This is a genomic window from Cellulomonas sp. Y8 (assembly GCF_008033115.1).
GTDB lineage: Bacteria > Actinomycetota > Actinomycetes > Actinomycetales > Cellulomonadaceae > Cellulomonas.
This window is the reverse complement of record NZ_CP041203.1, coordinates 2,611,551-2,624,575: the sequence shown is the minus strand read 5'-3', so window position 1 is coordinate 2,624,575 and position 13,025 is coordinate 2,611,551. Positions and strand designations below refer to the sequence as shown.

8 protein-coding genes are annotated in these 13,025 nt (G+C 76.8%); 5 read left to right on the top strand and 3 right to left on the bottom strand.

What is annotated here, in order from left to right:
• Window positions 1–125: 125 nt before the first annotated feature.
• Genes FKM96_RS11905 through FKM96_RS11890 form a run of 4 tightly spaced genes read left to right on the top strand, consistent with a single transcriptional unit; the run spans window position 126 to window position 4,629 of the window.
• Window positions 126–497, top strand: a complete 372-nt coding sequence (locus FKM96_RS11905) for a hypothetical protein (protein WP_147795411.1) — start codon at window positions 126–128, stop codon at window positions 495–497.
• Entirely contained in the window at window positions 497–1,789 is a 1,293-nt protein-coding gene (locus tag FKM96_RS11900) for a S8 family serine peptidase (RefSeq protein WP_147795410.1), read from the top strand. Before FKM96_RS11905 ends, FKM96_RS11900 begins: the two co-directional genes overlap by 1 nt.
• The gene (locus tag FKM96_RS20705; protein WP_168216969.1) at window positions 1,782–3,242 is read left to right on the top strand and encodes a hypothetical protein; all 1,461 of its coding nucleotides are present in this window, start codon (window positions 1,782–1,784) and stop codon (window positions 3,240–3,242) included. The genes FKM96_RS11900 and FKM96_RS20705 overlap by 8 nt, the downstream gene beginning before the upstream one ends.
• 28 nt (window positions 3,243–3,270) lie before the next feature.
• The gene (locus tag FKM96_RS11890) at window positions 3,271–4,629 is read left to right on the top strand and encodes a S8 family serine peptidase (RefSeq protein WP_168216968.1); all 1,359 of its coding nucleotides are present in this window, start codon (window positions 3,271–3,273) and stop codon (window positions 4,627–4,629) included.
• Between the two features lie 145 nt (window positions 4,630–4,774).
• Here the strand turns inward: FKM96_RS11890 and FKM96_RS11885 are convergent, their stop codons facing one another.
• Complete coding sequence (locus FKM96_RS11885) at window positions 4,775–6,226, bottom strand: RDD family protein (RefSeq protein ID WP_168216967.1); 1,452 nt, start codon at window positions 6,224–6,226, stop codon at window positions 4,775–4,777.
• Between the two features lie 85 nt (window positions 6,227–6,311).
• Window positions 6,312–7,679 carry a hypothetical protein gene (locus FKM96_RS11880; RefSeq protein WP_147795407.1) on the bottom strand — a complete coding sequence of 456 codons (1,368 nt, stop codon included), beginning with the start codon at window positions 7,677–7,679 and terminating at the stop codon, window positions 6,312–6,314.
• A 260-nt stretch (window positions 7,680–7,939) separates the two neighbouring features.
• Between FKM96_RS11880 and eccCa the strand changes: the two genes are divergently transcribed.
• Window positions 7,940–11,917, top strand: coding sequence for a type VII secretion protein EccCa (eccCa, locus tag FKM96_RS11875; protein WP_147795406.1), 3,978 nt, complete (start codon window positions 7,940–7,942; stop codon window positions 11,915–11,917).
• Between the two features lie 640 nt (window positions 11,918–12,557).
• Here the strand turns inward: eccCa and FKM96_RS11870 are convergent.
• Entirely contained in the window at window positions 12,558–13,016 is a 459-nt protein-coding gene (locus FKM96_RS11870; protein ID WP_147795405.1) for an FHA domain-containing protein, read from the bottom strand.
• Between the last annotated feature and the right edge of the window lie 9 nt (window positions 13,017–13,025).

Here is a 13,025-nt window from a genome sequence, read left to right as displayed (position 1 = left end):
CGCCGGGCCGACCCAGCACGACCCGCGCGGTCGCGCCCGCCGTCACCCACGACGGCAGCGGCGCGACCGCGCGGCCATCGCGTCGCAGGGGGCGACGCGGACGAGACTTCTTGCGGAGGACGGACGTGGCAGGCGACGTCGGGCTGCGGATCGACGAGATCAGCGCCAACCTGAACAAGCTGATCAGCATGCACACGCAGGTCCAGCGCATGCGCGACCAGGTGGCCGGCCTGCGGGCGGCGCAGACCGGCGACGTGTGGCCGGCGATCGACAGCGTCTCCCAGTTCGCCGGGACGTACCGCAGCGCGCTCGACGGCGCCGAGTCGACGATCCGCAGCATCGAGCAGGAGATCGAGGACTGCCGGCTCGCCCTCGCGGAGAGCGCACGGTCGCTGCAGAACCAGGACGAAGCCGTGGAGGAGCGTCTGCTCGCGCTCGCCGCTCGACTCGAGCAGACGGCCCAGGTCACCTCGCACTACACCCCGCGCGCCGTCTGATGCGGACAGGCTTCCGCTCACGCCGCGCCGCCCTCGTCGGGGCCATCGCCCTCGCGGCCACGCCGGTCCTCGCGCTGCCTGCGTCCGCGAGCAACGACATCGACGGCGGCCTCTGGTACTACACCGCGACCGGGATGGACGAGGTCCACCAGCGGACGACGGGCGAGGGCGTGCACATCGCTCTCATCAACGGTCTCATCAACCCGGACGTGCCCGACCTCCAGGGAACCGGGCTCGTCGTCCGGGAGCCGTCGTACTGCGCGGCCGAGGACGGCGGGCCGGCCCTGCAGGCCGCCAGCACCGTCCCCGGCGCCCAGCACGCCACCGGGATCGCGTCGGTGCTGCTCGGGAACGGCACCGGTCTCGGCGGCCAGCCAGGGGTCCGCGGCATCGCGCCGGGAGCGACCGTGACGGCCTACGCGGTCAACGGTCCCGAGGAAGGCTCCTGCCGCACGATCGAGGACGCCACCATCAGTCGTGGCGACGCGTTCCGCGACGCCGTCGCGGACGGGGCGGACATCGTCGTCGTGCCGGGGACGATCAGCATGAGCACCGCTGACTACGTCGCGGCGCTCCGCGCGGGCGTCATCGTGGTCGGCGCCGGTGGCAACGACGGTCTGACGGTCAGCGGCTGGCCCGCGGCCCTCAACGGCGCCGTCGCCACCGGCACCGTCGGCCCCGGTGCCGTCCTGGACCCGGGCAGCGTGACCGGCGAGCACCTGGGCGTCGTCGCACCCGGTGCGGACATCCGGACGATCGACCCCACCTTCAGCACGTACGGGATCTCCACCGGCTCCTCGAACTCCTCGGCCTATACCGCGGGTGCGCTCGCCCTGCTGTGGTCCGAGTACCCGGACGCGACCGCCAACCAGATCCTCCAGGCGCTCGTCCGGACCACCGACGGGACCGAGCACGAGCCGAGCTGGGACGAGGACTACGGGTTCGGCAGCGTCCACGTGCGCGCTCTCGTGGACGCCGACCCCACCTCGTACCCCGACGAGAACCCCTTCGTGTCCGACGGGAGCGACGAGGTCCCGACCGCCGATGAGCTCGGAACCCCGGTGCCGGCCGACAGCCCGACCAGCGGTGCACCGGACGCTGGTGCGACCGAGCCCGACGACAGCGCCGCTGCGGATCCCTCGGAGGACGGCGAGGGGGCTCCGGTCACCATCATCGCGATCGCCGCTGCGCTGGCCGGGGCCGCGATCATCGTCACCGCCGTGGTCCTCACCCGGCGGCGACGCGTACCGACACGCACCGACGACCTGCAGCACGGGGGGCACCATGGGTGACAAGGCGGATCAGCTGCGGCTGACACTTGATGCCGATCTCGGCACGATGACCTCGACCGGCGACGCCCTGCGGAGGCACGCAGAGAGCGCGGGCCGCACGGCGACCGGCATCGGGAACGTCGCGAGCGAGCTCGGGCTCGACGGGGACACCGCGGTGGCGGCGGAGGGCCGGCTCGCGCAGGTCGCTTCGAACATCCAGGCGATGGTCACCCGGCTCGAGCAGCTCGAGTCCGCCGCGACCTCGGCCCGGGACGCGATCTCGCGCGCTCAGGACGCGTTCCACGAGCTCCCCCCGGGAGAGTTGTCGTTCGCGGAGCGCGCGGGGATCACAGCGGCAGCGACCGTCGCGCTGCCGGGGGTCGGCACGGTCACCGGCCTCGCCGCGTCCGAGATCCTGTCGCGTCAGCGCGAGGCCACGCGGGAGCAGGAGGCCAACGCGGCCCTGAACCAGCTCGCGTCAGACCTCGAGCTCATCCAGATGGACTCGACCGACCGATTCGGGTTCGAGGCGCTCGACACGAGCGCCCACGACACGCCGTCCGGCCCCGGCTCGACCGGGGGCCCGGGGGTGCGCGGTGTCGGTCCGGCCACCTCCGGCTCGACTGGCGGCTCCGCCGGTGGGAGCTCGGGCACCGTCACCACCGGGTCGGCCGCGATCGTCTCCCCCACATGGCACTCACCGGGTGCCGGTGTGGTAGGTACCGAGGGTGGCGCCGGTGGGACGCCTTCCGGCTCGACCGGCGGCGGCCACATCTCGCCGGGACCGAACCTCGGTGGCGGCGGCTCGGGCAACGGCAGCGGCCTCGGCGGCGGTCACGTCCCCGGGTCCGGCGACGGCACGTCCTCGGACGGCCTCATCGGCGGCACGATCCCCGGCGGCTCCGGCAGCGGCGGCGGCGCGTTCCTCGGCGGCTCCGGCTCGTCGGGCGGCGGCGCGAACAGCCTCGCCGGCCTCGGCGCGGGCGGGCTCGCGGGCGGCCTGACCATCGGCGGCGCGGCCCTCGGCGGCGCGGGCCTCAACCGGCTCGCCGCCGGCGGCGCGGGTGGCATGGGCGGAATCGGAGGGCTCGGCGGCGCGGGCAGCGTCGGCGGCCTCGGCGCTGCGACGGGCGTCCCGCTCGGGACGGTCGGTGCTGGCACGTCCGGCTCCGGCCTGTCCGGCTCGACCTCCGCCCTCGTCCAGGGCTCGCAGGCCGGCGCCGCGGGCGGCGGCGCGTCCGGTGCCCGCGCGGGCGGCATGATGGGCGCCCCGATGGGCGGCGGCGGCGGTGCGGGAGCCGCCAAGGGCTCCAAGCGCCGCGGCTCCGGCGGGCTGCTCGCCCCGGACATCGACGTCGAGGAGGGCGCCGAGCGTCCCGACCTGGGCGCGGCTGCCCGGGCCGGCGGGCGCGACTCGCTGCGGTCCGCCGCCCCGGTGCCCGGCGTCGTGGACGACGACCAGGACGACTGGTGAGTTCGGCGCGCGGCTGGCGGGCGGCCGCGTGCGCGATCCCGAGCGCTCCTGCGACCTCGCGGCTGTGAGACCCGCCTGCTCCTGGGGTATCTCCCGCTTGGTCGTGGGTGCCGTGATCGCGGTGCTACTCGGCCTCCCCGGCACGGCCGCCGCGTCTGCCGTCGCACCCAACGCCGACGACGGCCGCTGGTACTACTCGGCGACCGGCCTGGCCGAGTTGCACGAGCGCACTACCGGGGACGGCATCACGGTCGCGCTCCTGGACGGCCCAGTGAACCCCGCGGTGGCTGATCTCGCCGGGGCGGACATCCAGCCCCACGAGCCGTCGTACTGCGCGGCCGAGCAGGGTGGGGCCGCTTACCCGGCGACGTCCGCCGGGGCGGACGCCGAGCACTCGACGTCCATCGCCACCATGCTCGCCGGACAGGACGTCGGCATCGGGAACGAGCGCGGCATCCCGGGGGTGGCCCCCGGCGTCACGCTGCGCACCTACGCGATCATCGTCGACGGAGCGCCCTGCGAGACTCCCGCTGGCCAGGAGCACCGCCAGGACGACGCATTCCGCGACGCCCTGGCGGACGGTGCGGACATCATCGCCGTGCCGGGCAACAACAACTTCTCCGCGACGGCGATCGCGGAGGCGCTCCGCGCCGGGGCGATCGTCGTCGCCGCGGGCGGCAACGACGGTGCCCTCAGCGGGCTGCCCGCCGGCTTCAACGGCGTCCTGTCGGTCGGCACGGTGACCCCGGACGTGACCCTGGCCGAGGGCAGCCCGTACGGCGAGGGTCTCGGCGCTGTGGCACCGGGCGCCTTCATCCGTGAGCTCTTGCCGACGTGGGACACGTACTGGATGACGACCGGGTCGTCCAACGCCACCGCCTACACCGCCGGCGCTCTCGCGCTCCTGTGGTCGCTCTACCCGGAAGCGACGAGCGGGCAGCTGCTGCAGGCTCTCATCCACACGACCGACGGGCGTGTCAGCGAGGCGCCCGCGCAGGACGCCGCGTGGGGTTACGGCACCGTCAGCCCGCGCGCGCTGCTGTCAGTCGACCCCACGACGTACCCCGACGAGAACCCGTTCCTGCTGGCCGACGAGGACGCCGCGCCGTCGATCGCCGAAGTGCTCGGGACACCGGCCGAGTCGGCGTCCGCGGAACCGGCTGATGCCCGAGCGGATCACACCGGCCCCGAGGACCAGAGCGAGGTCGACGTCGCGGCGCAGACGGACGCCGCCGGGACCCCCTGGGCCGCGATCGTCGGCGGCACCGCCGCGATCATCCTGGTCGGCGGCGGGCTCGCGATCGTCCTGGCTCGACGTCGGGGGCACCGCTCCGACCTGCACTCCGCTCACGACGCACCGCCCGCTGCTTTCCGAGGGAATCGGTGACTCCGCAGCACTCTCCCCGAATGCCGAGGTCCTGAAGGCGACAGTGTGTCTGCCCGCGGCGGACGTGGAGTCCGCCTGAGCGCGGGTGTACCAGGCTGTCGGAGGCGGCGGTGCGCCCGGCGGTCCCGTGTGGACCCGGCGTTCCTCAGCCCCGCGCCGCCCCCGGCGCGTCGATCCGCACCCCGCGGTCGCCCACCTGGATCGTCGACCCCGACGGCACCAGCACCCGCTGGTCCGCCGGCACCGGCACGACGCGCCCGCCGGGCAGCCGCAGCGTCGTCCCGTTGCCCGACCCGGCGTCCGACACCCAGAACGTGCCGTCGTCGATCCCGAACCGCGCGTGCGTGCGCGAGACGCTGCGCTCCGGGTCGTCCACCACGATGACGTGGTCGCAGCGCTCGCCGGCGGCCGGACGCGGGGCGCGGCCGATCAGCCCGGGACCGGTGACGGACATGACCTGGCCGGTGTCGAGGGTGACCAGGAACGGGGACGGCTGCGCCTGGTGGTGCACCACGCGCGGGGCGGCGGGCTCCGGGGCCGGCTGGGCCGGGACCACGGGGCGGATGCCGACCGACGCGGCCTCGGCGGCGGGCTGCGCCGCGGCGGCCGGGGGCTGCTGCGGCTGGTCCACCGCCGGGACCGCGGGCATCTGCGCGGCGGCGGCACGGGCGGCGCGCCGACCGGTCGGGGCGCCGGTGGCACCGTCGGCGGGCGTGGCCACCGGGGCGGACGGCTGCGCTGCGGCCGGCTGCGCGGGCGCGGCGGACGGTGCCGGCACGCCGGCGGCCGGCCCGACCTGCGGCGGCCGAGGCGGCTGCGGCTGCTGCGGCTGCACCGGCGCAGCGCCGGCCGGCGCCTGCGCGACCCCCGGCACCGCTCCCGGCTGCTGCGGCACCCCCGCGCCACCCACCTGCACGCCCGCCCGCGGCGCCGCCCCCACGGCCACGGCCCCCGCGCGCTCCGCGGCGTCCGCGGCCGCCTCGACGGCCCGCTCGTGCGCCCGGACGTCCACGACGACGGCCCGCCCGACGCGGTCGTGCCACGCCTGCGCCCGCCCGGTCTTGTCGAACGCCCCCGACGCCACGACCAGCCACTGCCCGAGCCCCGCGGCGGCGTGCCCGGCGGCCAGCACGAGCCCGCGCAGGAAGCCGCGCGCGGGCCCGACCGAGTACGGCGTCTCCTCGCGCGCGGTGCGCAGGCCGAGGACGGTGTTGCCGAGGGTCCGGCCGGTGTGCGCCTCCCAGACGAGCAGGCCGACGGCGAGCTCGACGACGACGAGCGCCGCGAGCAGCCACGAGCCGGTCCAGGCCAGCAGACCACCCGCGACGGCGCCCACGGCCACGGCGTCGAGCGCGTAGGCCAGCACGCGCCGCCCGGGGCCGGCCGGGGTCGCGTCGCCGAACGCGGGGTGCAGCACGGCGGGGCGCGGCTCGTGGGGCCGGGCGTCGGCGCGGGTCCGGCCCTGGGCGCCCTCGACGACCGTCACGGTGGCGTCGGGCTGCGCCGGGGCGCCGCACGCGGTGCAGAACCGGGCGTCCTCCCGCAGCGGCCGGTGGCAGCTCGCGCACGCGCGGACGGCGACGGTGCCGACCGGCATCGCGCTCATCGTCTGGTCCACGTCGGCTCCCCCGTCGTCGCTGTCGTCCTGCCCCTGCCCGGTCGCGCGGCTGCGCGCGCCCGCCTCACGACGTCACCCGCCGCAGCGTCTCGATGAGGTCGGCCGCCACCAGCGCCGCGGGCAGCGCCATGACGACACCCAGACCCTCGACGAAGTCCGCGAACCGCGACGCCACCACCGACTGCCACCCGCGCCCGAGCGCCACGCCGATCGCCGCGGCGGCCAGCGCGATCACGAGGCACCCGGCGGCCAGCAGCACCGCGTCCGGCCCGAGCCGCGGCGCGCCCAGCGCCGCGAGCTCGACGAGCACGAGCGCCGCGGCCACCCGCGGCGCCCAGCGCGCGACCGGCCCCCGCGCCGCGCGCGGCTGCAGGGACAGCACGGCGACGAGCGCCGCCACCAGCGCCACCGCGGCCCAGCCGCGCAGCGTCGCCCGCTGCGGGTCGCCGAGCGCCGCGACGAGCACCAGCGGGACCAGCACGGGCGGCAGCGCGCACACCAGCAGGACGCCGGCGTCCGTGCGGCGCTCGGCGGAGTCGACGGTGCGGACGACCTGGCGCTCGTTGACCCGGCCCAGCCCCCGCGGCCGCGGTCCGCGGACGGACGGCGCGGTGCGGGCGACGTGCGCGAGGTCGACCAGCTGCTCGTCCGGCACGGACAGCGCCATGACGGGGATCGCCCGCAGCCCGACCGGGGTCAGGCCCAGCAGCACCGCCGCGGCGACGACGCCCGGCAGCCCGGCCAGCAGCACGGCGAGCGCCAGGCCGGCCACCACGCCGACGGCGACGACCAGCACCCCCGCGACGTCCTGGCCGCGCCGCTCCGCGCGGGTGGCGACCCAGCGCACCGCGGCCGCGGCGGTCGCCGCCACGAGGCCCGCGACGAGCGCGAGCCGCCGGTCGGCGGACCCGGCGGGGTCGACGGCGGCCACACCCGCGGCGAACGCCAGCACCGGCGCGGCGAGCGTGGCGGCGGTCGCCGACGCCACGGGCAGCACGGCCAGCGCGAGCCCCGCGGCCCCCAGGAGCACGGCGGCGGCCAGCGCGAGCCACCCCCGCGCGACGGGGTCGATCAGCGCCACGGCCGCCAGCACCCCGGACGCGGCCGCGGCGGCGCCGAGCAGCGCGGGCTGCGGGTCGGGCCGGCGGGCGACCCAGCCGGCGCGGGCGCGCGCGGCCCGGCCCCGGGGGCGCGGCGCGGGCGCGACGACGTGCACGACCGCGCCGTCGGCCACCTGCGCGGCGACCGGCGCGGCGAGGTCGAGGACGCGGCCGGACGAGTCGAGCGCGAGCATCCCCGGGACGAGCGGCACCCCGGCGGCGGCCAGCAGCTCGCCGAGCGTGCGAGCGGCGTCCAGGGCGACGTCGAGGCGGCGGGCACCCAGGTGCACGGCGACGCGCGTCAGGGGCGCGCCGGTCGACTGCACCGTCACGCGCTCTCCCTCCGCCGGTCGCGCGCCCGGCGGGGCGTCGGCGGCGGTCCCGCCCGCCCCCGGGCGCGGCGCCAGTCATGCTATGCGGTCAGGGCCGGTCAGCACCCCGGTCGTCCCCCCGTCCGGGGGGACCGCGGCCAGGATCGCCCGGACGGTGGAACGCCGACCGCCCCGCGCGCGCCCGTGCGGGTAGGTTGACGCCACAGGAACGTCGGGGGGCGTCTGGCTCCCCGCCCGGCAGGAGGGACCGAGCGCCGACGATGTCGATCGCGCCGCAGCAGGGGACGCGCCTCGAGCCGCCCGCCGTCCCCAGCGGACAGGTCGTCCTGCAGCCCCCGCCCGAGATCCAGGCCTCCGACGGCATCAGCGGCATGCTGGCCAACGCGATCCCCATGCTCGGCTCGGTCGGCTCGATCGTGTTCGTCGCGACCACCCAGCCCGGGCCGCGCGGCTTCATCACGGCCGGCATGTTCCTGCTGGCGTCGCTCGGGTTCGTCGGCGTCAACGGCTGGCGGCAGCGCTCGCAGCACCAGGCGCAGGTCGTCGGCGCCCGCCGCGAGTACCTGGCCTACCTGTCCGACCTGCGGAACTCGGTCCGCCAGGCCGCGGGTGCCCAGCGCCGCGCCGCGGAGTGGACCTCCCCCGAGCCCCGCGCGCTGCCCGCCGTCGCCGAGGAGCGCACCCGCGTGTGGGAGCGCCGGTCGCAGCACGACGACTTCCTGGTCGCGCGCGTCGGCGTCGGGGCGCAGCCGCTCTGCCTCGACCTCGAGGCCCCGCAGACCCCGCCGCTGGCGCAGCTCGACCCGGTGGCCGCGTCCGCCGCGCACCGGTTCCTGGTGACGCACCGCGTCCAGCAGGGCGTGCCGATGGCCTTCGACGTGCGGTCGGTCGCCCGCATCGAGGTCACCGGTGCCGCCGCGGAGTCCCGCGCGCTGGCCCGGGCCGTCGTCAGCCAGCTCGCCACGTTCCACGCGCCCGAGGACCTGCAGATCGCCGTCGTCGCGAGCGACGCCGCTCTGCCCGAGTGGGACTGGGTCAAGTGGCTGCCGCACGCGCACTCGACCCGGTCCCGGGACGCCGTCGGCGCCGCCCGGATGATCGGCACCACGCTCGCCGACGTCGAGTCGCTGCTCCCGGAGGACCTGACGGACCGCCCGCGGTTCGGCTACGCCGCCGAGGCGCCCCTCCCCCACGTGCTGGTCGTGGTCGACGGCGGGCACGTGCCGGTCGGCAACGCGATCCTCACCACCGACGGCGTGCTCGGCGTGACCGTCCTCGAGCTGCCGGACCGCTGGGACGAGCTCGACGAGCCGACGACGCTGCGCCTCAACGTCGGTGGCGCGGTCGCCACCGAGGACGCCGTGCGCGCGCCGGTCGACGTGCTGCGGCTCGGCAACCCGCCCGTGCGGGTCGAGGGCGACCAGATGTCCGTCGCGGACGCCGAGGCCACCGCCCGCCGCCTGCTCCCGCTGCACGTCGAGTCGGGCCCGGAGCGCGGCGACGAGGAGGTGTCGTCCGAGCTGGTCGACCTGCTCGGCGTCGGCGACGTCCGGGACCTCGACCTGGACGTGGCCTGGCGGCCGCGCCTGCCCCGTGACCGGCTCCGGGTGCCGATCGGCGTGACCCCGCAGGGCCAGCCCGTCGCGCTCGACATCAAGGAGTCCGCCCAGCAGGGCATGGGCCCGCACGGCCTGATCATCGGGGCCACCGGCTCCGGCAAGTCCGAGGTGCTCCGCACGCTGGTGCTGGCGCTGGCGATGACGCACTCGTCCGAGGACCTCAACTTCGTCCTCGTCGACTTCAAGGGTGGTGCGACGTTCGCCGGCATGGCCGACATGCCGCACGTCTCCGCGATCATCACGAACCTCGGCGAGGAGCTCACGCTCGTCGACCGCATGCAGGACGCCCTGCAGGGCGAGATGGTCCGCCGCCAGGAGCTGCTGCGCGCCGCGGGCAACTTCGCGAACGTCGCCGACTACGAGAAGGCCCGCAAGGGCGGCCGGACCGACCTGGCGCCGCTGCCCGCGCTGCTCATCGTCTGCGACGAGTTCTCCGAGCTGCTGTCCGCGAAGCCGGAGTTCGTCGACCTGTTCGTGACGATCGGCCGCCTGGGCCGGTCGCTGCAGATGCACCTGCTGCTGTCCTCGCAGCGGCTGGAGGAGGGCCGGCTCCGCGGTCTGGAGTCGCACCTGTCCTACCGGATCGGCCTGCGCACGTTCTCGGCCGCCGAGTCGCGCACCGTGCTCGGCGTCCCCGACGCGTACACGCTGCCGCCGGTCCCCGGCATGGGCTACCTCAAGCCCGACACCACGACGATGATCCAGTTCCGCGCGGCCTACGTCTCGGGTCCGCCGAAGGCCCGCCGCCGCACCGCCACCGGCGGCACCGTCGCGGGCACCGGGCTCGCCCGGCTGGAGTCGTTCACCGCCGCGCCCGTGCTGGGCGGCGTCGTCGCCGAGCCGGCGTCCACCGAGGTGGTCGCGACCGAGCCCGAGGAGTCGCGGGCGACGTTCGACATCGCGGTGCAGCGGATGAAGGACCAGGGGCCGCCCGCGCACCAGGTCTGGCTGCCGCCGCTGGTCGTCCCCCGCACGCTCGACGAGCTCATGCCCGACCTGGTCGCCGACCCGCGGCTCGGCCTGGTGTCCCCGGGCTGGCGGTCCGCCGGCACGCTCACGGTCCCGCTCGGCACCGTCGACCGGCCGCTGGAGCAGCGCCGCGAGAACCTCACCGTGTCGCTCGGCGGCGCGGCCGGCCACATGGCCGTCGTCGGCGCCCCGCGCACGGGCAAGTCGACCGTGCTGCGCTCCGTGGTCACGGCGCTCGCGCTCACCCACACCCCGCTCGAGGTGCAGTTCTACGTGCTCGACTTCGGCGGCGGCACGTTCGCCCCGCTCGCGGGCCTCGCCCACGTGTCGGGCGTCGCGTCCCGGGCCGAGCCCGACGTCGTGCGCCGCACCGTCGCCGAGGTCGAGTCGATCGTCGACGAGCGCGAGCGGTACTTCCGCGCGAACGGCATCGACTCCATCGAGACGTACCGCACCCGCCGCGCGCAGGGCACCGCCGACGACGGCTACGGCGACGTGTTCCTGCTCGTCGACGGCTGGTCCACCATCCGGGCCGAGTTCGACGAGCTGGAGCCACGCATCCAGGCGCTCGCCGGCCGCGGCCTCACGTTCGGCGTGCACCTCGTGGCGTCCGCCGCGCGCTGGATGGACTTCCGCACCCAGGTGAAGGACCTGTTCGGCACCCGGCTGGAGCTCCGGCTCGGCGACCCGATGGACTCAGAGATCGACCGCAAGGTCGCCGTCAACGTCCCCAAGGACCGCCCGGGCCGCGGCCTCGCCGTCTCGAAGCACCACGTGCTGACCGCACTGCCCCGCGTCGACGGCGACTCCTCGCCCGACACCCTGGGCGCCGGCGTCGCGCACCTCATCGAGACCGTGAACGCCGCGTGGCAGGGTCCCGCCGGGCCCAAGCTGCGGCTGCTGCCCGACGAGGTCACGCTCGACCACGTCCGGTCCGACGCCCGCGCCGACGCGCGCCGGCTGCTGCTCGGCATCGACGAGGCCGCGCTCGCGCCGGTCGGGATCGACGTCGCCGAGGAGCCGCACCTGTACGCGTTCGGCGACGGCGGCTCCGGGAAGTCCGCGCTGCTGCGCGCCGTGGCGTCCGAGGTCCGGCGGCTGCACACCCCGCAGGAGGCGCAGATCTTCGCGGTCGACTTCCGGCGGTCGCTGCTCGGCGAGATCCCCGACGAGTACCTGGCGGGCTACTTCACGACCCAGGACCAGGCGGCGTCCGAGATCGCGGGCCTCGCCGACTACCTCCGCAGCCGGCTGCCCGGCCCGGACGTCACCCCGGAGCAGCTGCGGTCCCGCTCGTGGTGGACCGGCGCCGAGGTGTACGTGATCGTCGACGACTACGACCTGGTCTCGACGACCACCGGCAACCCGCTGCAGCCGCTGGTGCCGCTGCTCGCGCAGGCCGGCGACGTCGGCCTGCACCTGGTGCTGGCCCGCCGGTCCGGCGGCGCCGGGCGCGCGATGTACGAGCCCGTGCTGCAGGCGCTCCGCGACCTGGCGGCGCCGGGCATCGTGATGTCCGGCAGCCCGGACGAGGGCGCGCTGGTCGGCGGCGCGAAGCCCGTGCCGTCCGTGGCGGGCCGCGCGCAGCTGGTGACCCGCGACGAGGGCCGCCAGGTCGTCCAGCTGGCCTGGACCCCGCCGACCCTCTGACGCGGCGCGGCCGCGGCGCGGCCGCTCGCCCGTGCGCGCCCTGTGCGGCGGGCGCGCGTCGTGCGTCCCGCTCTGCGCGCCGCGAGGGGGCAACCGACACGTCGAGCGAGCACCCGCGGACTACTCGTTCGACGCGTCGGTTGCTCGCTCGCGCCGTCCTGGTCGGGCGAGGCCGCAGGCGGCGCTGCCGTCGAGTGCCTACCCGGCGGATAGGCACTCGACGTGTCGGGTAGGCGCTCGAGGCCCGGGGCCCGGGGCGCGGGGCGCCGCGCGGGGAAGAGGAGGCCGGGCTCGGCGCGGAGCGACGGCGGTCCGGCGTCGAGCACGGCGCGGAGGGCGGCGCGGCCGGCCCCGGTCCCCCCGGCCCCGGGGCGGCGCGCCTGCCGGGAGACCCGGCTGCGACCATGCTGCCGCCGGGGACGCGCGCGTGACCTCATCCGCACGGGGTGAGCGTCGCCCCCGCCGACGGCGGCTGCGCGACCAACGCGGTACCTCCCGCCGAACGCGGTACCTCCGACTGCCGCGCTCGGCGCGGACGACCGCGCTCGACGCGCGTGCCTGCCCGGGCGGCGAGGTCGACGGTGCTCGGCCAGGTCGAGGGGTCCTGCGGAGCTCGGGCGAGAACCGCTCGACCTCGGCGTCAGGCCGGGATGACCGTGATGCGGCGGCTGCCCAGGACGAGGGTCCAGCCCGCGCCGACGCGGGCCGGCTGCCCCGGCGGGAGGCTCCACGGCTTGCCGGCGGCGTCCAGGAGGACGGTGCCGTTGGTGGAGCCACGGTCGACGACGTCGAGCCCGCCGTCGACCGGCCAGAACGCCAGGTGGGTCGACGACACCGACTGCTCCGGGTCGTCGACCGTGACGAGGTGGGCCCAGTGCTCGGCCCCGGGCACCGGGCGGCGTCCGACGAGGCCCGGGCCGGTCACGGCCACCCGGTCGCCGGTGTCGAGCACCAGGGCGAGCGTCGACGACGCCGCGTCCAGCGAGCCCGCCCAGCGGCCGACGCGGGTGTGCTCGAGGTCGCCGAGGTCGCCGAGGTCGGCCGTCGGGACGGTCGTGTCCGGGAGACCGAGCGGGATGTCGTCCGCCGGGGCCGGCACGGCGGGCAG

Bases quoted from the DNA above. Each gene is read 5' to 3' on its own strand.
- eccCa (WP_147795406.1), top strand. From the start codon at position 7,940: ATGTCGATCGCGCCGCAGCAGGGGACGCGCCTCGAGCCGCCCGCCGTC.
- FKM96_RS11900 (WP_147795410.1), top strand. From the start codon at position 497: ATGCGGACAGGCTTCCGCTCACGCCGCGCCGCCCTCGTCGGGGCCATC.
- FKM96_RS11885 (WP_168216967.1), bottom strand. From the start codon at position 6,226: ATGCCGGTCGGCACCGTCGCCGTCCGCGCGTGCGCGAGCTGCCACCGG.
- FKM96_RS20705 (WP_168216969.1), top strand. From the start codon at position 1,782: ATGGGTGACAAGGCGGATCAGCTGCGGCTGACACTTGATGCCGATCTC.